This window comes from uncultured Deefgea sp. (genome assembly GCF_947072475.1).
Lineage (GTDB): Bacteria > Pseudomonadota > Gammaproteobacteria > Burkholderiales > Chitinibacteraceae > Deefgea.
Genome location: NZ_CAMTIA010000047.1, coordinates 1 through 25,143, shown reverse-complemented (window position 1 = coordinate 25,143; position 25,143 = coordinate 1). Strand labels below are relative to the sequence as shown.

Below are 25,143 nucleotides of genomic sequence, written 5' to 3'. Positions count from 1 at the left end.
ACCTAGATAAATATCTCGGTGTGCATCGTTTTGAATATGGCGTTGCTGAATTAAAAAATCAGATTGGGCAAGTGACCGGTTTGGCTTGGACTGAAGTGGGCGGTGAGTTGCTGACCATTGAAGCGGTCAAATTACCAGGTAAAGGTAAAATGATACAAACGGGTCAACTGGGCGATGTGATGCAAGAATCAATACAGGCCGCGTTGTCTGTGGTGCGTAGCCGCGCGGTTAGCTTGGGGATTGATCCTGAGTTTTATCAAAAAAATGATATGCATATTCACTTGCCTGAAGGTGCGACACCAAAAGACGGACCTTCGGCAGGTATTGGCTTGGCAACCGCATTAACATCGGTGTTGACAGGTATACCTGTACGTTGCGATGTTGCAATGACCGGTGAAATTACTTTGCGTGGTGAAGTATTGCCGATTGGTGGTTTGAAAGAAAAATTACTCGCAGCGCATCGTGGCGGGATTAAACAAGTCTTAATTCCAGAGGGAAATGTCAAAGATTTGGCTGAAATTCCCGACAATGTGAAGCGAGGGCTTGCTATTCATTCCGTCAAATGGTTTGATGACGTATTGGCGCATGCTTTAGAGCGTATGCCTGAGGCTGCGGCTGTTATTGCTGTGGAAGTTCCAGTGATTGAAGGAACTGAAGCACCGCAACCAAGCATTAAACATTAAGCGTTTGAGTTTGGGTTTTTGCCACGGGTTGTTGACGTTAAAACTACCCAACAAAGTATCAAGCGTAGTTGACACGTATTTTTACTGCTTGATATAACCGTTGTAGCAAACGAAATCACAGTTAAATTTAATTAAATTGAAAGGGGATGTAAGTGAATAAATCTGAACTCATCGATGCAATCGCTGAATCTGCTGGCTTATCAAAAGCCGCAGCTGGTAAAGCGCTGGATGCAACTATTGAAGCTATTTCTGGTGCACTGAAAGGTGGCGATGAAGTGACTTTAGTTGGCTTTGGTTCGTTTTATGTGTCTGAGCGTGAAGAGCGCACTGGCCGCAATCCACGTACCGGCGAAAGCATTACGATTGCAGCGGCAAAGCAGCCTAAATTCCGCGCTGGTAAGTCACTGAAAGACGCTGTTCAATAAGCTTTTTTGCTGCATGGTATTTGAAATGACAGCACTGAGCATACCTCAGTTGCTGTGATTTTTTGATATGGAGTGGTAGTTCAGTTGGTTAGAATACCGGCCTGTCACGCCGGGGGTCGCGGGTTCGAGTCCCGTCCACTCCGCCAAATGAAGAAAAGGGCAAACGCAAGTTTGTCCTTTTTTTTATTTGGTGATGCAAATCCCACTCGCTTACAGACAGTGCCGCAGCAATATGGCATGATAACGCGCATGAATAGCAGGAGTTAGCTGGGTATGTTTGATATTGTAAATAAGAATAAAACCGCAGTGACCGTGGTACTGGGGCTGGTCTCTTTGGGTTTGGTAGTGGGTTTGGGCCTTTCTGGTTACACCGCAATGGATGATGAAAGCACGCCTTATTTAGCCAAAGTAGGTGGCTATACAATTACTGATCGGCACCTTGCCGAAGCCATTGGCAATCAGGCGATTCCAGATAATATGAAACCGATGGTACTTGAGCAGCTGGTTCGCCAGCGCTTATTACAAGATCGGGCAGTCGCGCTTAAATTAGCCGCGCCGGATCAATTGGTTCGTAATGCGATTATGCAGATTCCTGCTTTTCAGGTTGATGGTCAATTTAATGATCAGCGTTATCAGGAAATTTTAGCTTCTCAGCAAATGACGCCAGCTATTTTTGAAGAAAAAATGCGTCAAGACATTGTGATGCGTCAGTTGATGGATGGCTTTGTGCAAACTGGTTTTGTATCCAATGCGGCAATGCAGCAGCTCAATCAATTGATGGCTGAAAAGCGCGAAGTGGCTACGGCAACGATCTCTGCCGAGCAATATTTGCCACAAGTGACGGTTTCTGATGCTGAAGTAAAAAAATACTTTGATGCTCACCAGGCGGATTACAAAAAACCAGAAATGGTCAAAGTTGAGTATTTATTGTTGTCACAAAGTGATTTAGCGGCAGCGCAAACCGTGAGCGACGCTGAAATTGAAAAATACTTTGCAGAGCATCAACAAGAGCTGGCCAAAGAAGAGCGCCGGGCTAGCCATATTTTGATTGCAGTGGATAAGAGCGCGAAAGCGGCCGACAAAACGGCTGCACGTAAGCAAGCGGAAGAAATTTTGGCGCAAGTGAAAGCCAATCCAGCACGCTTTGCTGAATTGGCCAAGCAAAAATCACAAGATCCAGGCTCAGCTGTTAATGGTGGCGATCTTGGCTTTTTTGCCAAAGGGATGATGGTTAAACCATTTGATGAGATTGCTTTTAAATTAAATAAAGGCGAAATCAGTAATTTGGTTGAAACAGATTTTGGTTTTCACATTATTCAACTCAATGCTGTGAAGTCAGCTTCGTTGGCCGAAGTTAAACCAAGTGTGGTTGAAAAACTGAAACAGCAAAAAACACAAAGCCAATTTCCTGCTCAAATTGAGAAATTCACCGAATTGGTATACCAGCAATCAAATAGCTTAAAGCCGACTGCTGATGCCTTGAAATTAGCGGTAAAACAAAGTGATTGGTTGACGCGTTCAAACGCAGCAGATCCTTTGTTGGGCAATCCGAAAATGATTGAGGCGATTTATTCCGATGATGTGTTGAAAGCCAAGCATAATTCTGAGGCCTTAGAGGTGTCACCGGGTCAGTGGATTTCGGCACGTGTTTTAGAATACAAACCGGCAAGCACTCAAACACTGTTGGAAGTCACGCCAGTAATTACCGCAAAGCTAAAGCAAGAAAAAGCGTTAGCTTTGGCGATGGCTGATGGCGCTAAAAAATTAGCCGCATTGCAAGCCGGGCAGGTTGAGAATTTAACTTGGGGGCAGCCGCAGGCCTTTACGCGGATTGCTGTTGAAGGGGTTTCGGATGCGAATTTGAAAGCGATTTTTAAAGCCAACACCGGTAAATTACCGTCCTATGTTGGCGGCGCAGTGCCTGGTCGTGGCTATGTGATTTATAAAGTGATTAAAGCCATTGAAGCGCCGGCTTTATCGGCAGAAGATCAGTTCCGCATGCAAGAAAACTTAGCCAAAATGTATGGCCAAGTTGAAATGGCCGCTTTTATTGATGCGATTCGTAAAGATGTCAAAGTGAAGTATCAATTAAAGCCTAAAGCAGAATAAGGCGAACGATGGATGTCAAAACGGCAGCGTGCAGCTGCCGTTTTTTTTGAATAAAAATTGCATTTTAAAGTAATCAAGTCGATATATTAAAACGTAAGACGAGTTTTTTATCGTTCCTCAATGCGTAATACCCTGATGGAGGAGCACACTATGACGACAATTTTAGATATGTCCACTGGCCAAGCACTTTGCGTAAACCGTGGCGCAAAGTCTAAGCCGATGTTAGACGAACAAAGCAATGCACAACAATTGGCTTTGCGTTTGCTTTCTGTTGCAGAATCTGAAGAAAAACAACCCATTCCTCGGCCTCGACCATGGCTTATTGTGAGTTAATCTGGGTTTGCCAAAAAGGGGCTCTTTGCTCTAAATACGCATTGAGTCCTTCTTGCGCCTCTTCGTGAGTTCGAATATGGGCAATTCGATGTGCGGTGTCTGAAATCATGGCGTCATCAATCGCACGATGATTCACCGACGTAATTAATCGCTTGGTTGCCGCTAGGGCATGCGGACTATTTTGACCAATTTCGCTTAACCAGTGTTCGATGTGTGCATCCATATGTTCAATATCTTGATGCTGCTCATTCATTAATCCGATTTGCTGGGCAACGACGCTATTGAATTTTTCTGCAGTCAAAAAATATCGGCGCGCTGCGTTGCTGCCAATACGGTTGATAATATAAGGCCCAACAATCGCAGGAATGAGGCCAAGTCGGGTTTCTGGGATCATAAACCATGCATCTTGCGTGCAAATCGTTAAATCACAGCACGAAATAATGCCAAGGCCTATGCCTAATGCTGGGCCATGAACGCGGGCGATTGTAGGCACTGGAAGTCGATCAAGTGTGCGCAATAAAGTGGCTAACTGGATGGCGTCTTCAAAATTAAGATCTGGATCGGCTGATGCGCCTCGCTTCATCCAATTTAAATCGGCGCCACTACAAAAACAATGACCCGTCGCTTGAAGAATGAGTGCTCTGATGTGTGGATTTTGCTGCAAAGCAATTAAGTGTGAGGTGAGTTCGCTAATCATCATTTCATCTATTGCATTTCGGGTGGCGGGGCGATTGAGGGTGATAGTGGCAACCCCGCGTTGATCGATATTGCAATAGATTGTTTGATCCATTATGTAGACCTCGGCATCGTTTTATCCTTCCCAAATAGGAAGTTCTTAGGTGGTTTAGCGTAGAAATACCTTTGGCGCTAGGAGATTTTTATTTCAAAGGTGGCGGTTGAAGAACGTTTGGATTGACCGCGCCATTGCGCGTATTGGCTTTGTTCATCTTGCTCGCTGTGGTAAAGTCGCAGACCTCGTTTTGTCTTCAAATCAGTTACCGATGCGGACGTTTTTTTTGCTGCAAACTTCGATTTCTCAGTACAGTAAGAATGTGGTGCTCTTGGTTTATCTCTTCACTTTGTTTTTTAGCGTCATTCCAAGTTCAGTTGCGGTTTTTTTGTGATGATGTCTTTGTCTTAGCAAGCGGTAAAGAAGCGCTCAATTGGTTGATGACTTTGTCGCTTTGTCGCTTTGTCGCTTTGTATCGAGTTTGATTCCCTTTGTGGGCGGGCTGCTGGCGGGTTTGCTGTATTGTATGCGCGTTGTTTGTTGTCTTTTTGGAGCCATTAATGCAAGAAAAGGATGGCTCTACCGATTTCCTTTTGCACTACGTTTGATTGCTTAAATGAAAATTGTTCTGAGTTTCTTATTATTGCTTGTTTCTACCTCTGCTTTGGCCGAAGAGGTGGTGATTAATTCTGGCAAGGTCAGTCTGTCGGGGGTTTTCCTTGCGCCACCCAAGCCCATGGGGCCAGCCGTTTTGCTGTTGCATGGCTGTAATCGATTAGAGCAGAATCAAGCTTCTAATCATGAACGCTTGATGAAAATGGCCTCGTTATTGCAAGAAATGAATTTTGGTATCTTGATGCTCGACGAAAATGGGCCAAAAGGAAAGCGCCAAGGTTGTTTTTCAAATCGCAATAAACGGAAAAACACTGGCTTAAGGGCCAATGATGCGCAGATTGCCATTGCTTGGCTTAAAGCCAGGAATGAAGTGGATGCCAGTCGTATTGCGGTGATTGGCTGGTCTGATGGGGCAAGCACGGTGCTGGCCTTAATGAATCGACGAGAGCCCGGCGTTAAATCAGCCGTTGCATTTTATCCAAACTGCCAAATGTTTTTAGGTCGCTCACCTTATCGGGTCGCAGCGCCTACCTTATTGCTGGTTGGGGAAGAAGGTAAAAAGAGCACCGCCGAATCTTGTCGGCGCTTAGGTGAAAAATCAGGGCAAGACCTCTTTCATCAAGTGAGCTATCCCGATGCCGAGCATGATTTTGCCGATGCCGAGGTCTACAAAAGCAAACTGCAAATGAATAAAATCAGTGATAAACGTGCCAACCCCAATTCAGTGGCCGCGCAAGATGCATGGCGACGCTCGTTTAAATGGATTTCGCGCTGGTTTGATCCTGAACGCAGTATTCAAGGTATTCCACCGAGCACTTTGCCTTAATTTTTGCGCTGTATTAATAAAACGATTGCTCATCCCTTGTACCATGGTTAATGTAGCAGATTGAGGTTTAATCTATCTGCATAAGGGGTTTGCAATGACTCGATTTTTGAATCAAATCGTTATTGGTGATTCGGATGAATTTCGTAAAACGCTAACTGAAACCGATGTTGTACTTTTCGCAGGGATCAGTGGTGACAATAATCCGATGCATATTGATGAAGAGTTTGCCAGTCAAACTCAGTTTGCAGGGCGAATTGCCCATGGCATGCTAACCGCCAGTTTGATTTCAACCGTCATTGGCACCAAATTACCTGGCCCAGGTTGTATTTATATGGGGCAAAATTTGCGCTTTGTGAAGCCTGTACGCATCGGGGATACGGTGACGGCGCGGGTCACGGTGCTTGAGATACAGCTCGAAAAGCAAAGAGTAAAATTATTGACCGAATGCTGGGTTAAGGGTGAAGTCGTTCTGACTGGCGACGCCTTGGTCTGGGTGCCGGAACAAAAGTAATGCCGCTTGAGTGCGGCTATCAATTAAAATAAGCCGCATGGCGATGGAGTTGTTGCAAATGAAGCCAATCGAAGCAGTGTTAGCGTCAGTGAAGGGTGTCCGCCTGACAACGTCGAGCGCATTTTATCAAACCGAGGGCGAAGGCTTAGCCCTATTGGTGGTCGAAAATACCTTGGGCTCGGCCGTGTTGGCACTGCAAGGCGCGCACTTGATTTCATACATTCCGGCGCAAGGCCAAGATTTGCTTTGGTTGTCACCCAATGCCATTTTTAAGCCAGCCAAAGCGATTCGCGGCGGCATTCCGCTGTGCATGCCATGGTTTGGTGGTCATCCTGATGGTTTACCTTCGCATGGCTTTGCTCGCACAATGGATTGGCAGTTGCGCTCTGCGCAAAATTTAGCCGATGGTAGCACCGAGCTGGTTTTATGCTTGCAAGACAATGCACAAACGTTGGCGATTTGGCCACATGCATTTGAGTTTGAATTGACCATCCAAGTTGGGCGTTGTTTGGATTTAAGTTTAAAAATAGAAAACCGCAGTGATACGTCCCTACCGTATAGCTACGCGTTCCATAGCTACTTTGCAGTTCAAGACTATACCCAGGTTGCTGTGCAAGGCTTAGCGGGCTGCGAATATATTGATACCGTCGGCGAGCATTTACGTTTATTGCAAACGGGTGAGATGACTTTTTCTGGCACCACCGACCGGGTGTATTTAAATGTGCCTGCCGAGCAAAAAATTGTGACTGCTCAGCGTAGCATCCAAATTGTTAGCGATACGCACAGTGCTGTTGTTTGGAATCCGGGCGCACATGCGGTCAATATTGGCGATATTGGCGCAGGTGTGAATCAAACATTCGTCTGCGTTGAACGTGGCGACGTATTTGATAATGCGCTCGTGCTGGCTGCAGGCGACACACATACCGCGACAATGCGCTTATCGGTTTAAATCAAGTCATCGATGACGACTACGCCCGGTCAGCACCGGGCATTTTTTTGGGTGGCTAGAGTATGAAATACCATGATTTACGTGACTTTATGGCGCAATTGGAAGTGCAAGGTGAATTAAAGCGGATTCAGGTTCCGGTTTCGCCACGGTTGGAAATGACCGAACTGTGTGATCGTATTTTACGTGCCCAAGGCCCTGCCGTTCTTTTTGAAAACGTCACCGGCCATACGATGCCGGTGTTGGCCAATTTATTTGGTACGCCACGCCGCGTGGCATTGGGGATGGGGGCACAAGAAGTCTCTGCACTTAGAGACATCGGCCATACCTTGGCTTACCTTAAAGAACCTGAACCACCTAAAGGTTTTAAAGACGCCTGGGAGAAACTGCCGCTCTTAAAGCAAGTGCTCAATATGGCACCCAAAGTAGTGCGCAAAGGGCTTTGCCAAGAAAACGTTGTTGCTGGTACTGATGTTGATCTAACCCAGCTGCCGATTCAACATTGCTGGCCGGGGGATGTTGCGCCGCTGATTACTTGGGGCTTGGTGGTCACCCGTGGGCCGAATAAAAAGCGGCAAAATTTGGGTATTTATCGCCAGCAGCTAATTGCTAAAAACCAATTAATTATGCGCTGGCTGGCTCATCGTGGCGGCGCACTCGACTTTCGTGAGCATGCCAAGCAAAATCCCGGCGTTGACTATCCCGTCGCCGTGGTACTGGGCTGCGATCCAGCCACCATTCTTGGCGCGGTAACGCCGGTACCTGATTCACTCAGCGAATATCAATTTGCTGGGCTATTGCGTGGTAGCAAAACCGAACTGGTGAAATGCATCGGTTCTGATTTACAAGTACCAGCTAGCGCGGAAATTATCTTAGAGGGCGTGCTGAAAGCGTGCGAAACGGGCTTTACTGGCTTTTCTGAACATGGTACACAGCTCAAAGAAGTGAATGGGTTTTTACATGCCTTAGAAGGCCCGTATGGCGATCACACGGGGTATTACAATGAGCAAGATTGGTTCCCTGTGTTTGAAGTTGAGCGTATCACTAGCCGGCCGGATCCGATTTATCACAGTACCTACACCGGTAAACCGCCTGATGAGCCCGCCATCTTGGGCGTGGCACTGAATGAAGTGTTTATTCCTATTTTGCAAAAGCAATTTCCTGAAATCGTCGATTTTTATTTGCCGCCAGAAGGTTGCAGCTATCGGATGGCGATTGTCTCGATTAAGAAACAATACCCTGGCCATGCTAAACGTATTATGTTTGGTGTTTGGTCTTATTTGCGACAGTTTATGTACACTAAATACATCATTATTGTTGATGATGATGTCGACTGCCGCGATTGGAAAGAAGTCATTTGGGCCATTACCACTCGCATGGATCCGGTACGCGATACCACGCTGGTTGAGCATACGCCGATTGATTATCTAGACTTTGCTAGTCCGATTTCGGGCTTGGGTGGCAAAATGGGTTTGGATGCCACCAATAAAATGCCTGGTGAAACCAATCGGGAATGGGGGCGGGTGATTGAACGTGATGCTGGCGCTGTAGCAAGAATTGATGCAATTTGGAATGAACTAGGGTTGAAATGAAATATGCTGTATAGCTTAATACTCAGTGCTTATTTCTGGAAATCGCAATATGTTATCTAGTCATCGTGAGTTTCAATTTACTGAGGCGGACTTTGAAAAAGTGCGCGCCCTGATTTACAACTACGCCGGTATTGCGCTGGCGAGTTCAAAGCAAGATATGGTTTACGGCCGATTGGCAAAACGCTTGCGCGCATTAAATTTACAATCGTTTAATGATTATTTGCACGTTTTGGAGCGGGGAGATCCGAAGGAATTTGAATTATTTACCAATTCATTAACCACCAATCTCACTTCATTTTTTCGTGAAGCGCATCATTTTGATATTCTTAATCAGCAATTAAAAAATTTGCGTACTGTGGGCATCATTAATATCTGGTGCTCAGCTTCGAGTACTGGGGAAGAGCCATATTCAATTGCAATTACCGCGTGCGAAGCATTTGATAGTTTGCGCCCGCCAGTGAAAGTCTTGGCCACCGATTTAGATACCAATGTGCTCGATGTGGCGCGTTTGGGGGTTTATCCTGCGGAAGAAGTGCAAAAATTAGGCCCGCAACGAGTGAGTCGATTTTTTAATCAGCAAGCCGATGGCCGCTATCAATTAAAGCAAGAGCTACGCGATATGATCGTATTTCGTAAACTCAATTTAATTGAAAGCAATTGGATGATTCGTGGACAATTTGATGCCATATTTTGTCGCAATGTGATGATTTATTTTGATAAATCGACGCAACTCAAAATATTGCAACGATTTGCACCTTTAATCAAACCTGCTGGTTTGTTGTTTGTTGGGCATTCAGAAAATTTATACCATGCTGCTGAGTATTTTAAATTGCAGGGTAAAACAGTCTACGAATTAGTCCCCGCTAGTCATCCGATTCGATAAATGCAGGCTCGAATTAGTTTTATTACCTTGGCAGTCACCGATTTAAATCGAGCATTAATTTTTTATCGCGATGCGCTGGGGTTAACGCCGCGTAAAGTCACTGAGCAAGTGGTTTTTTTTGACTTCTCAACGTTGCAATTGGCGCTGTATTCAGTGGATGCATTGGCGATGGATCTCGGCGTGAGCTTGCCCTCTGCCGGCTTAGGGCGCACCGCCTTGGCGCACAATGTCGCTGACGCGATCGAGGTGGATCAATTGCTGGAGCAGGCTTTGCAAGGTGGCGCGGTCTTACTCAAGGCTGCGCATTGGGCGAAATGGGGCGCCTATTGCGCCTTTTTTGCCGACCCAGATGGCCATCTTTGGGAAGTCGTCTGGCATCCCGATTTTGCGTATTCTTAGAAAGTAATCGTTTCGATCTCTTAGGTATTGCCTTGTAGCTAAATTTAGATATTGCTTTGCTGGCAATACCTATAGTTTTGTGAGATTGTTATTTCGTAAATGATTGAGATGTCTTCATGGGTGGGCTTATGCGTGCGCTGATTTTGATTTCTAAGCTCAACGCGCTGCTGACGGTCAAACTTAGATGCCGCTTATATTTTCCTCAGCTGGTACCAAATTTGCCCGAGTAACTCGCGCAAAGCATTGCTACTGGTGGCTAAATGCTTGGCGCTTGGTACAAAGCTGACTGGGCTCAATGCTTCGTCATGGTGATAATCTGTCGGTACTGGAAAAACAGTAAATCCCGCTTTTTCAAAGCTACGCGTCGCGCGCGGTAAATGATCGGCTGAGCTCACTAGCAGTATATTTTGATGCTGCGGAAGTAATAATCGAGCGCTTTGAGTTGCATTGTCCGCGCTATCGTTTGAGGCGGATTCAAGCCATTGGCTGGTTACGTTAAAATCGTCGAGTAAACTTTGCTGCATCAGCTCGGCTTCGCTGATACCGCCTTGCGGTGAGCCGCCGCTGACTAAAATGGGCAAATGCGTGATCCGATGAATTTTTGCGGCGTAGCGTAAGCGAGAAAGGGTCACATTATTAATGCTTTCGCCTTCGGCGACATCCTGAGCGCCAAAACGCTTGCCACCTCCGAGTACCACCATCGCGGTAGCCTGCGGATTGAATTGGTGCGTCGCTTGTAGTTCAATCTGACTGGCCAGTGTATGACTCATTAAGGGGGTGCTGAGTACATACAGAGCCAATATCGCGCTCCAAAATAAGCCCGAACTCCATTTGGGCGCCCGATGGCGCAATAAAAAAGCCACGACGAGCAAGATGATCAAGCCGCCCGGCGGCAGCAAAAAACTGCTAATGATGGTTTTTAGTAAGACGCTAAATGCCATTGCTGACTCAGGGCAAAAGAATGTAGTTTAATGGCAAAAGCGATCAGCGTAAAATTGCTGCGAGATGGTCGTGCGCCAGCGCTCAATGCGTGGTGGTGGCTTGCAGTTATTTACGTGGGTATCTTGTTATACGCGGTATCTAGTATGCTTTAGAAGCAAATACGGTCATAAAAAAACCGACTCGATCTAAGGCTATAGCTCGAGTCGGCGCAGACTTGCTGCTTTTGTTTACATCTGTGATTGCAGATAGTTTTCCAAACTGATTTGGCGAATCAATAATAATTGTTGTTCTAACCAATGCGCGTGATCTTGCTCGGTATCTTCAAGTAAGGTGAGCAATATTTCGCGCGTGACATAATCGTGTTCTTTTTCGCAAACTGCGATCGATTGTTTGAGCGCGCTAGCCACGTCATATTCGGTATCTAAATCTAGCTGTAGCATTTGCGCGACATTTTGGCCGATGCGTAATGGCGTGCGCTCCGCCATATTGGGCGTGCCATCTAAAAATAAAATGCGCTTGATGAGTAGTGTGGCATGGCCAATCTCATCTTGGCGCTCATGATCGATACGGGTAAACAGTTTGTCATAGCCCCAGTTGTGATACATCTGGCTATGGATAAAATACTGATCAATTGAGCTCAGCTCAGCAGCGAGTAAGCTATTGAGTGCTTGTATAACTGCGGGATGACCTTGCATGGTGTATTTCCTTATTCGCCAAAAGCTTGTGATTGCAGATAGTTAGCCAAACTCATGTCTTTGATGAGGGTTTGTTGGGTTTCTAGCCAGTCGACGTACTCTTCTTCCTCTTCTAAAAGATGGGCCAAAAGATCGCGGCTGACATAGTCTTGCGCTTGTTCACACGCCTTAATCGCTGCGCGCAGCGTATCGAGCATGCCGCTATAGAGTTTTAAATCACAGGCTAACATTTCGGCAACGTCTTCGCCGATGAGTAGCTTGCCTAGCTCTTGCAGATTGGGCAGCCCCTCTAAGAACAAAATACGTTCAATGAGTTTGTCGGCTTGTTTCATGGCCTCAATTGATTGATGGTAAACCTGGCGATTGAGGTGTTGATAGCCCCAGTTTTTATAAATTCGGGCGTGTAAAAAGGTTTGATTGATGGCAATTAATTCATTGCCGAGTACGCCATTGAGTACTTTGAGTATTTTTTTATCGCCTTGCATTGTTCGCTCCAGAGGCTAAAGAGTTGGTTTGCCTGAGTGATTCGTCTTTTTAAATCATGGCTTCATTGAGTTGATCACGCCATGATGACCCGCGTGCGGCGTTAAATTGAAGCGCCTGATTGGCGGATAAGCCATGACGGCACAGTCAAGTCGCAGTGCGCTTGCAACGCTTGTAAAAGTGTACTCTTTTAGTCGGGAATTTCAATTTTTTGTGATGCGCCCTGATGGGCTGATGATTCGCCGCAATCTTGCATGGATTGAGCGGCTGGCGTGATAATTAAATTGAATTTACTGCTATGGGCATACTGTCTGTCATCAAATCATCGTAAAATTACTCCATTTTGACTCATGGAGATGGCTGTGATTGCAAGCCCAGAACACATTGCTTTTGCTCAAAAGCTGGCCGATGCCAGCGCGGCGGTGATTGCCCGCTATTACCGTACCGGTTTGGCGATTGACGATAAGCTTGACGATAGCCCGGTGACTCAGGCCGACCGTGAGGCAGAACAAGTGATGCGTGCTTTGATTCAGGCCGAACGGCCCGACGAGGGGATTATTGGCGAAGAGTTTGGCGCTGAGCGAGAAAACGCCGATTGGGTTTGGGTGCTCGACCCGATTGATGGCACCAAAGCCTTTATCACCGGTCGACCGTTATTTGTGACTTTGATCGGATTGCTCTACCAAGGCCAGCCCGTGTTGGGCTTGATTAATCAACCGATTGCCAAAGAGCGTTGGCTGGGGGTGATTGGCCAAGGTTGCACCCTTAATGGTGACGCCATTACGGTCAGTCAAATTAGTGATTTGGCGCGAGCGAGAGTGGGAACGACGGGGCCGCAGTATTTTACGCCGCAAAGTTGGGCGTTATTTAATCCATTTCAAGCGCAAGCGCGCTTTACCGTTTACGGCGGCGATGGCTATCAATATGCTTTGGTTGCGACCGGCGGCTTGGATGTGGTGATTGAAGAGGGCTTAAAGCTGCATGATTTTGCTGCGGTTGCCCCGGTGGTGATTGCCGCTGGCGGCATGATGACCGATTGGCAAGGGCAAGCTTTAGTTAAGAATTCAGTCGGGCAGGTGATTGCAAGTAATGGGCCTGTGCTGCATCAATTGGCTTTAGCGGCGATGCACAACGCTTAAAAAAATAGCCCGTTTTTTAACGGGCTATTTTTGGGCCTAGTTCAAGCGTGGTTTATTTGCAGATACCGAGGTCTTTCCAGACGCCCCATTGGCCAGAAGCCGTTGGCACTTCACCGGCAGTCCACCATTTATTGCTATACAGGCGGCCGTTATAGCTCACTTTGCTATTGGGCGCGGCATAGGTGGTCGCAGTATTCCAAGCCGGAGCGCAAGTCGCGGCAGGACTAGTCGTTGGGGTTACTGGCGTTGGCGTTGCTGTTGGGCTAGCGCTTGGCGTGGCTGTTGGGGTCGCCGTGGCTGTTGGGCTCGCGCTTGGTTGAGCGGTCGGTGTTGGCGTTGGGCTGGTGCTTGGCTTGGCGGTTGGCGTCGCACTTGGTACCGGCGTTGGTGTTACGCCACCCGGCGCTGCGATATCAATTTGATAGCTCACGGTTAAGCCGCTGCGATTATAAACGCGGTTATCTTGCGTGCTTTTTACTGGGCTAATGGTGTTATTGCTTTGCAATACGCCAATGCTGACATATTTGGACACGCTATTGACTTGTTGGGCCAAGGCAAAAGGCCAGTTCGCCGCAAGATTGGTTTGCAAGCCGGTGAAAGCATCAAAGCCCAATGTGGTGCTGGTGCTTTCTAGGTCGCGCCCATCTTGATCAAATAAACGGAAAGTGACCTTGGTATTGGCGCTTAAGTCTTGTGCCGAACGAATTTGCCCAAGCTCTTTAAAGGTCGAAACGCCCCCCGTGAAGTTGACATCAGAGCAAGCATAAAATGCTTCGGTGCTGTCGCTGCGTTGCCACGCCAAATAGATAATATGCGGGCCTTTTTTGGCCGGTAATTTGCATTGCAATTTATAGCGTTTATTGCTGTCGACGGGCAGATTGCCCAAAGTGCAAAATTTTTCTAAATCAGCCCATTTCAATGCGGCATTGGGATTCCAGCCATCACGAGTGACAAACAACTGCCAATCGCGGGTTTGATGTGGTGCAGTGCCATTGAAAACAAACTCAAAATTACCGTTGGCATCCGGCGCGATGGGCGTTGTCGCCCAGTCGGTGCGGGCTAAATTTAAACCCGCGTAATCGCTGCGACCACCACCGCACAGCTGACCATCTGGCACAAAGGCTTGGTGATTGCCATTGGGCAATTGGCTTACACCGGGCCAATCGTAAAGCATTTGTTTGCCTGAAGTGGCGGCTGCCGCTTGGCAAGCGGCCGACTTGAGTGTTTCTGGGCCTTCATTAAAACAGCTTAATCCACGACTCACCGGCACTTCCATTGAACCGTGCGCTGAGACCATTTGCGGCATGAGTAGTGCGCCACTTGAGACTAAAAAGCTGCTGGCGAGTAAGCCAGAAAGTTGTTTTTTATTCATTCGTCTTCTCCAATTGTTATTTTTTATTCTTAGTCTGCGTTATTTAAGCTTTTGATAATATTGAATAACTCAGCTAAGTCGCGCTAATTTAGCATTAGGCTAAAGGCATAACAACTGTTTCTTACAAGGTGTTGCATTGTGCTTTACTCACGGCGTGAGACCACTTTTTGTTGCTGTATAGAATGACTTGAACGTCGGTTTTTACCCCAGTTGCTCAGCAATCACTAAAAAAACACTACGATGCTAAAGCCACAGTGAAACTGCTTTTTATTGACCTGAGCGGTAAGTTAGTGGGAAAACCACAGTAATGACGCAGGCATAAGCGTTTTTATTTGAGTCACAGGAGAGTTGAAAAATGCAGAGTATCAAGGAAAAAGCCATGTGGCTTTTTATTGCTTTAATGGGCGCGGCCGCTTTTGGCACGATTGCGCTCAATCGAGGTGAATCCATTAACGCGGTGTGGCTGATTGTGGCTGCGATGTCGTGTTATGCGATTGCTTATCGCTTTTATAGCCGCTTTATTGCGGAGAAAGTCTTAGAGCTCAACGATCAACGCCTCACTCCGGCAGAAAAGCACAGTGATGGCTTGGATTATGTACCGACCAATAAATGGGTGTTGTTTGGTCACCATTTTGCTGCGATTGCGGGGGCAGGGCCTTTAGTGGGGCCGGTGCTTGCGGCGCAAATGGGCTATTTGCCCGGCACTTTATGGCTGCTGGCTGGCGTGATGTTGGCTGGTGCGGTGCAGGATATGATTATTTTATTTATCTCTACCCGACGCGATGGTAAGTCCTTGGGGGAAATGATTAAGGCCGAATTAGGCTCGGTGGCCGGTGTGATTGCGATGATTGGCATTTTGCTGATTATGGTGATTTTGCTAGCGGTCTTGGCCTTGGTGGTGGTGAAGGCGCTGGTGGGTAGTCCTTGGGGTACCTTTACCATTGCGGCGACCATTCCAATTGCCTTTTTTATGGGCATTTATATGCGCTATATCCGGCCCGGACAAATCGCTGAAATCTCGATCATTGGTTTTGTTTTGTTGATGCTGGCGATTGTTTACGGCGGTGATGTGGCGCAAAACCCAGCTATGGCGGCGATGTTCACGCTCAAAGGCGAAACCTTGGCTTGGTCGCTGATTATTTATGGCTTTGTCGCTTCGGTGTTGCCGGTTTGGCTATTGCTTGCGCCACGGGATTATTTGTCGACGTTTTTGAAAATCGGCACCATCGTCGGTTTGGCCATTGGGATTATCTACGTGGCACCGACTTTAAAAATGCCAAGTGTGACGCAGTTTATTGATGGTTCTGGCCCGGTGTTTGCTGGCAGTATTTTTCCGTTTTTGTTTATCACCATTGCCTGTGGTGCGGTATCGGGATTTCATGCGCTGGTGGCTTCTGGCACCACGCCAAAAATGATCGAGCGCGAAAGCCATATTCGGCCAATTGGCTATGGCGCGATGTTGATGGAATCCTTTGTGGCGGTGATGGCTTTGATTGCCGCTTGCGTGCTTGAGCCGGGGATTTATTTTGCGATGAATGCGCCAGCAGCGCTGATTGGCAAAACTGCAGCAGAAGCCGCTACGGTGATTTCGAGCTGGGGCTATATCATTACCCCCGAAATGCTAACGCAAATGGCCAAAGATGTCGGTGAAACGACGATCTTGAGCCGTGCCGGTGGCGCGCCAACACTCGCCGTGGGTATGGCGCATATTTTAAGCCAAGTCTTTGGCGGCCCTACCGCGATGGCCTTTTGGTATCATTTTGCCATTTTGTTTGAAGCGCTGTTTATTTTAACTACCATCGATGCCGGTACCCGCGTTTGCCGATTTATGATTCAGGATTTATTAGGCACGTTTGTTCCGGCATTAGGCAATACGCAAAGCTGGCCCGCAAACTTGATTGCCACCACCTTGGCGGTATCGGGCTGGGGCTACTTTTTGTACCAAGGGGTCATTGATCCGCTCGGCGGGATTAATACCTTGTGGCCTTTATTTGGGATTGCTAATCAAATGCTGGCAGGGATTGCGCTGATTTTGGCGACCACGGTGTTGGTAAAAATGAAAAAACAGCGTTATATCTGGGTGACTTTACTGCCCACGCTGTGGATTTTGGTGATTACGATGACGGCAGGCTGGCATAAATTATTCAATGCCAGTCCGAAAATCGGCTTTTTGGCGCATGCCGATAAATTCAAAACGGCACTGGCACAAGGTGAGTTACTCGCTCCGGCGAAAACCGCCGTGCAAATGCAGCAAATTATCGTCAATGATTATGTCAATGCCAGTCTGTGCGCTATTTTTATGGCGATTGTCATTACCATGCTGTTGGCGGCGCTGCGGGTGATTCATAAGGCATGGCAGGCTGAGCATTTGACGGTACAAGAAGCTGAGTTGCAATTGCGTGGCGATGAGGCACCGGCCAATGCCTAAAGCGCCGTTGTTGATGTTAGCGCAGCGCATTCAGCAGACTTTTCGCTTGATGGTTGGGGTGCAAGATTATGCGCACTATTTGGCACATATGGCAGCCAAGCATCCGGAAATTACGCCTATGGATAAAAAAGCGTTTTATCGTGCGGCCATCGACGCGCGTTATCCGGGCAAAAGCGGCAAGCTAAGTAAATGCCCCTGCTAAATTGACATTTTTCCGTAAAACCGCCTGAAATTAGGCGGTTTTTTTATGGGGAAAATCATTAAATTCTGGGCGGGTACTTGCAGGTTGATACGGGGTATCAGTGTATGTGCTTTATTTTATAAGGACTGTGGGTTAATACCCAAGGTAATTTCGGCGAAGAGCGACGAGGTGATTTGCGCGATGTCGGTTACGCCAGCGGGCGATCAGTAGATCGCGGTCTCTGGCGTGAACGAGGCTCTGTTGACGTTGGGTTTACCCGTTACGGAAAACCCAACGTCAACAGACCCTAGGGCTTAAAACAAAAACTTAATTAAAACAAAGCCACTGGCGACCGACGTAATTGAGCACACTAAGCCGGGCAGCATAAAGCTATGATTGAGCAGGTATTTGCCGATTTTCGTCGTTCCGGTGCGGTCAAAATTGATCGCAGCGATGACGGTGGGGTAGTTGGGAATAAAGAAATAACCATTCACACTGGGGAACATCGCAATCAAGGCGGGTGTTGGTAGCCCTAAAGCAATCCCGAGTGGCAGCATGGCGCGAATGGTGGCCGCTTGCGAGTAGAGTAAAATCGACATCCCAAATAGCGCCACGGCAAATAGCCAAGGCTGCGCAGTCACAATGTCTTTGATCGAGCCAGAGAAAAACGCCAAATTGCCTTGAATAAAGGTGTCTCCCATCCAAGCCACACCAAAAATCCCGATCACGGCGGCAGAACCTGCGCGAAATACCGAGCCTTTAATGACTTCTTCAGGGTTCACTTTACTGCTGATTAAAATCAATGCAGCGGCAGAGAGCATCACCATTTCAATGGCTTGCGACATATTGAGCTTGATCGTTGCGCCATCAACCACCCACGATGGACGCAGCTCGGGGAACGTACCCAGTAACACCACGCTGACCACGGCCACAAAAAACAGCCCGACTGAACGGCGAGCGCCTTGGGGAAGCGTCTTTTGCTCACGATTTTTTTCTTGCGCAAAATCACCACGTTCCAGGCGTTCGCGGTACACCGGATCCAGATGCAACTCGCAACCTTGGCGGCTGGCCATTAAAGCGCCGGCCATGGTGCCGATTAAGGTAGCCGGAATGGCGATTTGCAAAATATCGCCTAAATGAATCCCCGCTGGCGATAATAAGGCCAGCAGCGCCACAGTTGCCGCAGAGATCGGGCTGGCGGTAATCGCCGCTTGCGATGCAATCACCGCAATCGATAAAGGTCGCTCAGGGCGAACGCCCGATTCATGCGCTACTTCGGCAATCACCGGCAAAACCGCATACGCCACATGGCCAGTACCGGCAAATAAAGTGAAGCAGTAGGTGACTAAAGGCGCAAAAAAAGTAATTCGCTTGGGATTACGGCGCAGGATTTTTTCGGCAATGCGCACCAGAAAGTCCATACCCCCGGCTGCTTGTAAACAGCCCGCTGTGGTGATCACCGCGATAATCATCAGCATGACATCGATCGGGGCCGAGGTGGGTTGTAAACCAAAACCAAATACCAAAATCGTCAAACCTAGGCCGCCCATGACGCCAAGGCCAATTCCGGATATTCGCGCGCCGAGTAAGATCGCCGATAAGACGACTAATAATTCAAGAGCAATCAAAACGTTATCCTCAATCAGAAGGGGCGCAATGCTGCCATAAAAGCCTGCGGTTGGCTTTGTCCGGTTCGACTATTTGGAGGGTAAGGGTAATATTTACGCCGACATCAGGCACTTTGCTTTAGCTTAGGAGGCATCACGCTGGTTTGCTAACGTCAGCTTACTGTATTGATGAATTTATTACGTTTGAACTGTCTTTTTTATGTCATTTTTAGACGCTGAGCTGACTTTTTTATAAAAAAATACGCGGCGCTCACTTAATATAAAGATGTGAATCCCACTTAGGAGGCGATCATGTCTGACGAAACCTGGTTTATGTTAGTGCTTTTTGCCGCAACTTTTTTTCCAATTGCCGCTTGGCTACTGCCGTGGAAAAAAAGTGCCTTTCCAAATCAATCTGTGGTGCCAGAATGCGAGCCAAGTCAGCGCGAGTGAGTTGTTTTGATTTTTTTTGATTGGTTTTAATGCCCTAATGCGACATCTGGTCGTCAAACAGCACAGTCAATAACTCAACAATTAAACAGGGTATTGCCAGCAACGTGCTTTCAATAAAAGCCAAGCTGGCAATACCCTGATAGTCTAACATCCGCTCTAGATTAAAATGGGCTTCAATTTAGCGCTTGGTGAGTTCATCCCATACTTTGTTTAAGCGCTTGAGCGATACCGGATATGGCGTTTTTAATTCTTGCGCAAAAAGGCCAATGCGCAATTCTTCAAGCATCCATCTAAACGGCAGTAATTTCGCGGTATCACGACCTTCTTTTTGCCACTTGCCGATTTCAGCGATATACCGCGCCATTAACTCATTGACCTCGGCACCCCGTTGACCGTCTCGCGATGGATTTTGCGCGCGTTTTTCTAAGCGTATTTTCATCGCCTTGATATACAGCGGCAAACGCGGCATTTGCTCCCACGGGGTTGCGCTTAAAAATCCCGGATAAATCAGCGTGGCCAATTGGGTTTTAAGCTCATTTTGAATATTGCCACCTTTGGCTAATAAGCTGCTGAGGGCGACAAAGTCAGGAGCAATCTCATTTAATATCCGCAATACGCCATCTCGCACCGAGGGTAGGCGCACGCGAGCGCGGCTTTTTTGTTCGTTAAATGCCTTCATTTTGCGTGGCGCTTCATCGTCGCCAAGAAAAGCGCGGTTGCAAATACAGCCAATCACGTCGGCCATTAGCTCATCGCTATTGCCAAGGCTACGAAAATGAATCGCCAGTTGATTAAAGTTGGGCAGGCTTTTCGGCAGTTGTTTGAGGTGATCTTTTAGCTCAAATTGCAAGAGTTGAATTACACCGGCGCGATGCGCTTCATCGGCGGCATGTTCGGTATCAAATAAGCGGATGGCCACGCAGTCTTTGCGGCTACCATCAGCGGCGATTTCTTCGTCGGGCACGAGGCCAGGATAGCCGGTCATGGCTTTACCATGGCGCTTAAAGCTCAGTTTATTCGGCAGGTCACCAAAATCCCATTTGGTGATGCCCGATTTTTCAATGCCGGTGGTTTCATCGGCCGTATCGCGAAAGGTGAGTTGGGCCGCTTCGCCCAATTGGGCGCGAATCGCGATCAAGTCACGGCCTTGGGCGAGTTCTTGCCCCGCATCGTCGATCACCCGGAAGTTCATTCGCAAATGCAGCGGTAAATCATTGGGGTTGAGCTCGTCAGCGCTCACGGGTTGCCCTACGCCACGGGTAATGCATTGCGCCAGTTGCGGTAATAACGGCTCTTCACGGCTGGCCGTTTCGAGGGCGGTGAGCATTTTGGTGGCAAATTCAGGCACCGGTACACACAGGCGACGGATTGATTTGGGTAGCGACTTAATCAATAGCGTGATTTTTTCGCGAATCAGCCCCGGTACCAGCCAATCAAAAGTGGCGTGATTGACGCGATTCAGTAAATGCAAGGGCAGGGTAATGGTCACACCATCAAGGGTATGGCCGGGTTCAAAGCGATACCCCAGTGGCAGTTTGACATCATGCAGGCGGAAAAACTCAGGGTATTGCTCCTCAGTCACCGCCGCTGCGCTGTGCTGCATTAAATCGTCTTTTTGCAGATACAGCAGTTGCGGATTGAGTTTTTCTGCGCCTTTACGCCAAGCTTCAAAGCCGGCGCCATTGACAATATCTTGCGGAATGCGAGTGTCAAAAAAAGCAAATAAGGCGTTTTCATCGACCAAGACGTCTTGGCGGCGCGCTTTGTGCTCGAGCTCTTCAACGTCGAGCAGCATGGCAAAGTTATGTTCAAAAAACTTGGCTTTGGAGTTGTAATTAAAGCGCACTAAGGCTTCGCGAATAAACATCTCGCGCGCTTCAGCGGGATTGATACTCCCATAGTGTACTTGCCGGCGCGCGACAATTGGTAAGCCATACAGCGTAATACGTAGCGATGCATTCACTTGCGCGCTGTCTTTACTCCAGTGCGGATCAAAGTATTGCTTTTTGATCAGATGCGGCGCTAGTTTTTCCACCCATTCCGGTTCAATCACTGCAACGCAGCGCGCGTACAGCTTGCTGGTTTCAACCAGTTCAGCGGCGACAATCCATTTTGGACGGGATTTTTTCAGGCTAGAGCCGGGAAACACATTAAATTTAAGGCCGCGAGCGCCAAGGTATTCGTCGTTTTCTGGTTGTTTAAATCCCAAATTACCCAGCAAGCCGGTCATCAAGGCTTTGTGAATTTGCTCAAATGTCGCGGGCTTTTCGTTTAGGCGGAACGGTGCACTGCGGCTGCGCGAATCGGCTGCTTCATCGCTAATCACCATATCGGACAACTGTTTGTGTAGCTCGCGCCATTCGCGTAAGCGCAAGTAGGACAAGAACGAGCGGTGACAATCTTGGACTAGCTGACGGTTGGTGGTTTTGTCGGCCAGTAGTTTTTCAAAGAAATCCCACAAACGCAGATAGGATAAAAAGTCGGATTTTTCTTCATTAAACTTGGCGTGCGCTTGATCGGCTGCCGCGCGGGCGTCATACGGGCGCTCGCGTGGATCTTGTAGCGACAAGCCTGAGGTAATAATCAGCATTTCTTTGAGGCAACCCTCATCACGCCCAGCCAGCAGCATGCGGCCAACGCGGGGGTCTACCGGTAGGCGGGACAATTGTCGGCCGATATCAGTGAGGGTATCGCTCTCGGTAACAGCACCTAGCTCGCGTAGCTGTTGATACCCATCCGAGATGAGTTTGCTCGACGGCGCTTCCAAGAAAGGAAACTGATCGATATTGCCCAGTTTAAGCGCGGCCATGCGCAAAATAACGCCGGCTAAACTGGAGCGGGTAATTTCTGGGTCGGTAAATTCCGAACGCAGCAAAAAATCTTGCTCAGAATACAAGCGCACGCAAATGCCGCTGGCGACGCGCCCGCAACGACCTGCGCGCTGGCGAGCTGACGCTTGCGAGATTTTTTCGATCAGCAATTGCTCGACTTTGGCGCGTGGGCTATAGCGGTTAATTCGCGCTTGGCCACTGTCGATCACGTAGCGGATGCCGGGTACTGTGAGGGAAGTCTCGGCCACATTGGTCGCCAGCACGATACGTCGGCCTGTGCTACTGGGGCGAAAGATCCGTTGCTGGTCTTCATTGGAGAGTCGGGCAAACAACGGCAAAATTTCAGCGTCACGCAATTTGGCTTTGCGTAGTTCTTCGGCGGTTTCGCGGATTTCGCGCTCGCCAGGCAAAAACACCAGCACATCGCCGCTACCGTCTTTGCGCCACAACTCATCCACCGCTTGGGCGATGGCTTCTTCCATTTCGATTTCTTGGTCGTCTTCATCCTTACTGGCGAGTGCTTTGTAGCGCACTTCAACTGGGAAGGTGCGGCCAGAGACTTCAAGTACCGGCGCATTATTAAAATGCTGGCTAAAGCGATCCGAATCAATGGTTGCCGAAGTGACGATGACTTTGAGGTCGGGGCGGCGCGGTAGTAATTGTTTGAGGTAGCCGAGCAGGAAATCAATATTTAAGCTGCGTTCGTGCGCCTCGTCGATGATGATGGTGTCGTATTGATTGAGGTAGCGATCAGATAGCGTTTCGGCGAGCAAAATCCCGTCGGTCATCAATTTGATGTATGACGACGGTGAGCTTTTATCGGTAAACCGGATCTTATAGCCGACGATGCCGCCGGTTTCGCTATGGAGTTCTTGCGCGATACGGCTGGCGACCGAGCGGGCTGCCAGGCGACGTGGCTGAGTGTGGCCAATCAGCCCACGGACACCACGGCCCAGTTCGAGGCAAATTTTCGGTAGTTGGGTGGTTTTACCCGAGCCGGTTTCGCCGCAAATAATCACTACTTGATGCTTGGCAATCGCCGCTTTGATCTCGTCGCGCCGCTGATTGACCGGCAGACTGTCGTCGTATTCAGGTTTGGGCAGATTGTCGCGGCGCAGCTGCGCTTTGGCGAGGGACTTTTCGATTCCGGCGGTCAGCTCGACCAGTTGCGGCGCGAAATCTTGCTGCTTTTTCTGCCGATCACTGCATTGCTGGAGTTGGCGAGAAAGCGCGGGGTAGTCATTGGATAGACAGTCAGCGAGGTGTGCGCGTAGGGCGCGAAAATCCAGATTCATTGCAGCGAGGCTTAAAAGGCACTAAAGCGCTAATTTTAGCATGTTGCTCGCTGATTCTAGGTAGAAGGCTTAATGCAGCGTAATTAAGTGGGTATTTTGATTGCCACGATCGACTTTATGCAGCTCGCAATGAATGGCTTCGCCTTGCGGGGTCTTCAGGTGCGTTAGATTGGCGTATTTATTGTCACCCATGGCTAGCTGGCTAATGCACTCACCAATGATTTTATCTGCGCTTAGGCCAAGACGTGTGCAAGCGGCAACATTGGCAAATTGAATGATTTCGTTTTCAACCAATAAGAAAGGCTGTGGCAATACGTCGGCCATGGCGCGAACCAGATGGCTGGTGCCAACTTGGGCTTGTTCGGATTCTTTCAGATGGGTGATGTCGATGGCAATGGTCAAAATATAGATTTGCCCTTCACGCTCTAATGGGATTTTGGTGAGGTCAAACCAATGTGTTCGACCATTGTGTAGGGTGCAGCAATCTTCGAGGCGCACGGTATTGCCATGTTGCAATACCTCATCGTCGCCAGCAGTTAAAATCGAGGTATCTTCGTCTAGCCCCATGTGCGATTGAACTAGTAGCTCATGCCCCAGTAATGATTGCGTTGCTTGATTCACCAATAAGAAGCGGCGATGCTTGTCTCGAACGAAAATCAGACTAGGGTTGGCATCTAAAATTTGCTGAGTAAAACGCTGCTGTTGAAAAAGTGCGGCTTCAATAGCTTTGGTGCTAGAAATATCGCGAATAATCACCACACAGCTGCGAGCGGTCAGTGGCGCTAGCCTCGCTTCAAAGGTGATTTCGGTATTGTCTAACTGATACTCAAAACGTTGTGCGGTTTGGGTGTTTTGAATCTTAATTAAACATTCTAAAAATTGGCGTGAAACACGCGCAGGAAACAAGATGGCCAGCTTGCTTTGCGCTACGCCGTCGGGGTGATTGTCGTTGAGTGCTTGGTTTTGCGCGGTGACACGACGGCTGGCATAGTCAATGGTCCAGATTAAGTCAGGCAAAGCCGCGAGCGTATCGGTGGCTTGGGCAGGAGGAACAATCGTGCTGTGTTGACTGGCTTGTGGAATGAGCTCTGGCTTAGGTTTGGAAATAATCAGTGCCGTAATGAGTGCCGCTAAAATCAAGACTAGATTAATGCCAATCAAGACTTGGCTTGATGCGGTGATCTGGCTTTGGGCGGCAAAAGTCGTCATCAAAATAAACAGACTCATGCTAATGGCGATATAAATGAGCAAACGAGCTGGCCCAATTTGACTGCGTGCTTTGATTTTTGACGTAGACGGATTTGGGATCATAAGCAATGAGCGCATGCCATTTGAATAGATAGAGTGGCTGCAATCTTAACGTGATTGCTATGTCTTGAATATGAAATTTTAAGTAAATATCAGGAGAAACAACAGGATATGCTTGGGATGTGGCGGAGTGGACGGGACTCGAACCCGCGACCCCCGGCGTGACAGGCCGGTATTCTAACCAACTGAACTACCACTCCGCAGCGGTATTGACAACTTTACATCACATAAAAAAATTCAAATCGCTGCTTAAGCGCGGTGAACTATTTAATTTGCCGTGAGGTAAATTTACTTCAAGAAAATGGTGGGTCGTGACGGGGTCGAACCGCCGACATCCTGCTTGTAAGGCAGGCGCTC

The 25,143-nt window shown here is 48.2% G+C and carries 23 protein-coding genes and 2 tRNA genes; 16 read left to right on the top strand and 9 right to left on the bottom strand.

Translation table 11 applies throughout. The features are described from left to right. The 5 genes from Q0V82_RS13185 to Q0V82_RS13165 all read left to right on the top strand — a co-directional run. Nucleotides 1–683 (top strand): S16 family serine protease (locus tag Q0V82_RS13185; protein ID WP_297576477.1); only part of this gene is annotated, 683 nt, incomplete at its 5' end. Nucleotides 684–835: 152 nt separating this feature from the next. Continuing rightward, the gene (locus tag Q0V82_RS13180; protein WP_173531936.1) at nucleotides 836–1,108 is read left to right on the top strand and encodes an HU family DNA-binding protein; all 273 of its coding nucleotides are present in this window, start codon (nucleotides 836–838) and stop codon (nucleotides 1,106–1,108) included. Nucleotides 1,109–1,177: 69 nt separating this feature from the next. Continuing rightward, nucleotides 1,178–1,254: transfer RNA gene (locus Q0V82_RS13175), tRNA-Asp, on the top strand. A 127-nt stretch (nucleotides 1,255–1,381) separates the two neighbouring features. Next, complete coding sequence (locus tag Q0V82_RS13170) at nucleotides 1,382–3,217, top strand: peptidylprolyl isomerase (protein WP_297576476.1); 1,836 nt, start codon at nucleotides 1,382–1,384, stop codon at nucleotides 3,215–3,217. A gap of 150 nt (nucleotides 3,218–3,367) precedes the next feature. Further along, nucleotides 3,368–3,550, top strand: a complete 183-nt coding sequence (locus tag Q0V82_RS13165; protein ID WP_297576475.1) for a hypothetical protein — start codon at nucleotides 3,368–3,370, stop codon at nucleotides 3,548–3,550. On the opposite strand, the gene Q0V82_RS13160 is transcribed toward Q0V82_RS13165, so the two are convergent. After that, nucleotides 3,537–4,340 (bottom strand): enoyl-CoA hydratase-related protein, encoded by an 804-nt coding sequence (locus Q0V82_RS13160; protein WP_297576474.1) that lies wholly within the window; start codon nucleotides 4,338–4,340, stop codon nucleotides 3,537–3,539. The two genes, Q0V82_RS13165 and Q0V82_RS13160, sit on opposite strands and share 14 nt — an antisense overlap. 373 nt (nucleotides 4,341–4,713) lie before the next feature. Here Q0V82_RS13160 and Q0V82_RS16590 point away from each other — a divergent pair, with 373 nt between their 5' ends. From Q0V82_RS16590 to Q0V82_RS13130, 7 genes are all read left to right on the top strand, one after another. Continuing rightward, nucleotides 4,714–4,896 carry a DUF4870 domain-containing protein gene (locus Q0V82_RS16590; RefSeq protein ID WP_374758549.1) on the top strand — a complete coding sequence of 61 codons (183 nt, stop codon included), beginning with the start codon at nucleotides 4,714–4,716 and terminating at the stop codon, nucleotides 4,894–4,896. Continuing rightward, nucleotides 4,897–5,721 (top strand): dienelactone hydrolase family protein, encoded by an 825-nt coding sequence (locus tag Q0V82_RS13155; RefSeq protein WP_297576473.1) that lies wholly within the window; start codon nucleotides 4,897–4,899, stop codon nucleotides 5,719–5,721. 94 nt (nucleotides 5,722–5,815) lie between these two features. Further along, the gene (locus Q0V82_RS13150) at nucleotides 5,816–6,232 is read left to right on the top strand and encodes a MaoC family dehydratase (protein WP_297576471.1); all 417 of its coding nucleotides are present in this window, start codon (nucleotides 5,816–5,818) and stop codon (nucleotides 6,230–6,232) included. A 58-nt stretch (nucleotides 6,233–6,290) separates the two neighbouring features. Further along, nucleotides 6,291–7,181 (top strand): D-hexose-6-phosphate mutarotase, encoded by an 891-nt coding sequence (locus Q0V82_RS13145; protein ID WP_297576469.1) that lies wholly within the window; start codon nucleotides 6,291–6,293, stop codon nucleotides 7,179–7,181. A gap of 62 nt (nucleotides 7,182–7,243) precedes the next feature. Next, the gene (ubiD, locus tag Q0V82_RS13140) at nucleotides 7,244–8,770 is read left to right on the top strand and encodes a 4-hydroxy-3-polyprenylbenzoate decarboxylase (protein ID WP_297576467.1); all 1,527 of its coding nucleotides are present in this window, start codon (nucleotides 7,244–7,246) and stop codon (nucleotides 8,768–8,770) included. Between the two features lie 49 nt (nucleotides 8,771–8,819). Continuing rightward, nucleotides 8,820–9,653: a CheR family methyltransferase gene (locus Q0V82_RS13135; protein ID WP_297576465.1), complete on the top strand. Its 834-nt coding sequence runs from the start codon at nucleotides 8,820–8,822 to the stop codon at nucleotides 9,651–9,653. Beyond that, nucleotides 9,654–10,052, top strand: coding sequence for a VOC family protein (locus Q0V82_RS13130; RefSeq protein WP_297576463.1), 399 nt, complete (start codon nucleotides 9,654–9,656; stop codon nucleotides 10,050–10,052). It begins immediately after the preceding gene. 191 nt (nucleotides 10,053–10,243) lie between these two features. On the opposite strand, the gene Q0V82_RS13125 is transcribed toward Q0V82_RS13130, so the two are convergent. The 3 genes from Q0V82_RS13125 to bfr (Q0V82_RS13115) form a co-directional block, all read right to left on the bottom strand. Further along, a complete protein-coding gene (locus Q0V82_RS13125; RefSeq protein ID WP_297576462.1) occupies nucleotides 10,244–10,993 on the bottom strand; it encodes a YdcF family protein in 750 nt (249 codons plus the stop codon). A gap of 228 nt (nucleotides 10,994–11,221) precedes the next feature. After that, the gene (gene bfr, locus Q0V82_RS13120) at nucleotides 11,222–11,689 is read right to left on the bottom strand and encodes a bacterioferritin (protein ID WP_297576461.1); all 468 of its coding nucleotides are present in this window, start codon (nucleotides 11,687–11,689) and stop codon (nucleotides 11,222–11,224) included. An 11-nt stretch (nucleotides 11,690–11,700) separates the two neighbouring features. Continuing rightward, the gene (gene bfr, locus Q0V82_RS13115) at nucleotides 11,701–12,174 is read right to left on the bottom strand and encodes a bacterioferritin (RefSeq protein WP_297576459.1); all 474 of its coding nucleotides are present in this window, start codon (nucleotides 12,172–12,174) and stop codon (nucleotides 11,701–11,703) included. A gap of 354 nt (nucleotides 12,175–12,528) precedes the next feature. Here bfr (Q0V82_RS13115) and hisN point away from each other — a divergent pair, with 354 nt between their 5' ends. Further along, nucleotides 12,529–13,311 carry a histidinol-phosphatase gene (gene hisN / locus Q0V82_RS13110; RefSeq protein WP_297576457.1) on the top strand — a complete coding sequence of 261 codons (783 nt, stop codon included), beginning with the start codon at nucleotides 12,529–12,531 and terminating at the stop codon, nucleotides 13,309–13,311. Nucleotides 13,312–13,363: 52 nt separating this feature from the next. On the opposite strand, the gene Q0V82_RS13105 is transcribed toward hisN, so the two are convergent. Further along, nucleotides 13,364–14,683 (bottom strand): lytic polysaccharide monooxygenase, encoded by a 1,320-nt coding sequence (locus Q0V82_RS13105; RefSeq protein WP_297576455.1) that lies wholly within the window; start codon nucleotides 14,681–14,683, stop codon nucleotides 13,364–13,366. A gap of 355 nt (nucleotides 14,684–15,038) precedes the next feature. Here Q0V82_RS13105 and Q0V82_RS13100 point away from each other — a divergent pair, with 355 nt between their 5' ends. Together Q0V82_RS13100 and Q0V82_RS13095 are read left to right on the top strand one after the other, a co-directional pair. After that, on the top strand, nucleotides 15,039–17,111 hold the full coding sequence (locus Q0V82_RS13100; RefSeq protein WP_297576453.1) for a carbon starvation CstA family protein: 2,073 nt from the start codon (nucleotides 15,039–15,041) through the stop codon (nucleotides 17,109–17,111). Continuing rightward, nucleotides 17,104–17,313 (top strand): YbdD/YjiX family protein, encoded by a 210-nt coding sequence (locus tag Q0V82_RS13095; RefSeq protein ID WP_374758548.1) that lies wholly within the window; start codon nucleotides 17,104–17,106, stop codon nucleotides 17,311–17,313. The genes Q0V82_RS13100 and Q0V82_RS13095 overlap by 8 nt, the downstream gene beginning before the upstream one ends. Nucleotides 17,314–17,606: 293 nt before the next feature. On the opposite strand, the gene Q0V82_RS13090 is transcribed toward Q0V82_RS13095, so the two are convergent. Continuing rightward, nucleotides 17,607–18,920: an anaerobic C4-dicarboxylate transporter family protein gene (locus Q0V82_RS13090; RefSeq protein ID WP_297576452.1), complete on the bottom strand. Its 1,314-nt coding sequence runs from the start codon at nucleotides 18,918–18,920 to the stop codon at nucleotides 17,607–17,609. Between the two features lie 291 nt (nucleotides 18,921–19,211). Between Q0V82_RS13090 and Q0V82_RS13085 the strand changes: the two genes are divergently transcribed. After that, a complete protein-coding gene (locus Q0V82_RS13085) occupies nucleotides 19,212–19,352 on the top strand; it encodes a hypothetical protein (protein ID WP_297576451.1) in 141 nt (46 codons plus the stop codon). Nucleotides 19,353–19,530: 178 nt separating this feature from the next. Here Q0V82_RS13085 and hrpA read toward each other — a convergent pair whose 3' ends face one another. From hrpA to Q0V82_RS13070, 3 genes are all read right to left on the bottom strand, one after another. Beyond that, a complete protein-coding gene (gene hrpA / locus Q0V82_RS13080; RefSeq protein ID WP_297576449.1) occupies nucleotides 19,531–23,478 on the bottom strand; it encodes an ATP-dependent RNA helicase HrpA in 3,948 nt (1,315 codons plus the stop codon). Nucleotides 23,479–23,547: 69 nt separating this feature from the next. Then, nucleotides 23,548–24,705, bottom strand: a complete 1,158-nt coding sequence (locus Q0V82_RS13075) for a PAS domain-containing protein (RefSeq protein WP_297576447.1) — start codon at nucleotides 24,703–24,705, stop codon at nucleotides 23,548–23,550. Between the two features lie 204 nt (nucleotides 24,706–24,909). Further along, nucleotides 24,910–24,986: transfer RNA gene (locus tag Q0V82_RS13070), tRNA-Asp, on the bottom strand. Nucleotides 24,987–25,143 lie beyond the last annotated feature (157 nt).

What these genes read in the sequence shown, in the direction of transcription:
- Q0V82_RS13145 (WP_297576469.1), top strand. Translation starts at nt 6,291, where the DNA reads ATGAAGCCAATCGAAGCAGTGTTAGCGTCAGTGAAGGGTGTCCGCCTG.
- hrpA (WP_297576449.1), bottom strand. Translation starts at nt 23,478, where the DNA reads ATGAATCTGGATTTTCGCGCCCTACGCGCACACCTCGCTGACTGTCTA.
- bfr (WP_297576461.1), bottom strand. Translation starts at nt 11,689, where the DNA reads ATGCAAGGTCATCCCGCAGTTATACAAGCACTCAATAGCTTACTCGCT.
- Q0V82_RS13105 (WP_297576455.1), bottom strand. Translation starts at nt 14,683, where the DNA reads ATGAATAAAAAACAACTTTCTGGCTTACTCGCCAGCAGCTTTTTAGTC.
- Q0V82_RS13095 (WP_374758548.1), top strand. Translation starts at nt 17,104, where the DNA reads ATGCCTAAAGCGCCGTTGTTGATGTTAGCGCAGCGCATTCAGCAGACT.
- Q0V82_RS13155 (WP_297576473.1), top strand. Translation starts at nt 4,897, where the DNA reads ATGAAAATTGTTCTGAGTTTCTTATTATTGCTTGTTTCTACCTCTGCT.
- Q0V82_RS13160 (WP_297576474.1), bottom strand. Translation starts at nt 4,340, where the DNA reads ATGGATCAAACAATCTATTGCAATATCGATCAACGCGGGGTTGCCACT.
- bfr (WP_297576459.1), bottom strand. Translation starts at nt 12,174, where the DNA reads ATGCAAGGCGATAAAAAAATACTCAAAGTACTCAATGGCGTACTCGGC.
- Q0V82_RS13100 (WP_297576453.1), top strand. Translation starts at nt 15,039, where the DNA reads ATGCAGAGTATCAAGGAAAAAGCCATGTGGCTTTTTATTGCTTTAATG.
- Q0V82_RS13165 (WP_297576475.1), top strand. Translation starts at nt 3,368, where the DNA reads ATGACGACAATTTTAGATATGTCCACTGGCCAAGCACTTTGCGTAAAC.
- Q0V82_RS13125 (WP_297576462.1), bottom strand. Translation starts at nt 10,993, where the DNA reads ATGGCATTTAGCGTCTTACTAAAAACCATCATTAGCAGTTTTTTGCTG.
- Q0V82_RS13150 (WP_297576471.1), top strand. Translation starts at nt 5,816, where the DNA reads ATGACTCGATTTTTGAATCAAATCGTTATTGGTGATTCGGATGAATTT.
- Q0V82_RS13075 (WP_297576447.1), bottom strand. Translation starts at nt 24,705, where the DNA reads ATGAGTCTGTTTATTTTGATGACGACTTTTGCCGCCCAAAGCCAGATC.
- Q0V82_RS13170 (WP_297576476.1), top strand. Translation starts at nt 1,382, where the DNA reads ATGTTTGATATTGTAAATAAGAATAAAACCGCAGTGACCGTGGTACTG.
- hisN (WP_297576457.1), top strand. Translation starts at nt 12,529, where the DNA reads ATGGCTGTGATTGCAAGCCCAGAACACATTGCTTTTGCTCAAAAGCTG.
- ubiD (WP_297576467.1), top strand. Translation starts at nt 7,244, where the DNA reads ATGAAATACCATGATTTACGTGACTTTATGGCGCAATTGGAAGTGCAA.
- Q0V82_RS13130 (WP_297576463.1), top strand. Translation starts at nt 9,654, where the DNA reads ATGCAGGCTCGAATTAGTTTTATTACCTTGGCAGTCACCGATTTAAAT.
- Q0V82_RS13085 (WP_297576451.1), top strand. Translation starts at nt 19,212, where the DNA reads ATGTCTGACGAAACCTGGTTTATGTTAGTGCTTTTTGCCGCAACTTTT.
- Q0V82_RS13135 (WP_297576465.1), top strand. Translation starts at nt 8,820, where the DNA reads ATGTTATCTAGTCATCGTGAGTTTCAATTTACTGAGGCGGACTTTGAA.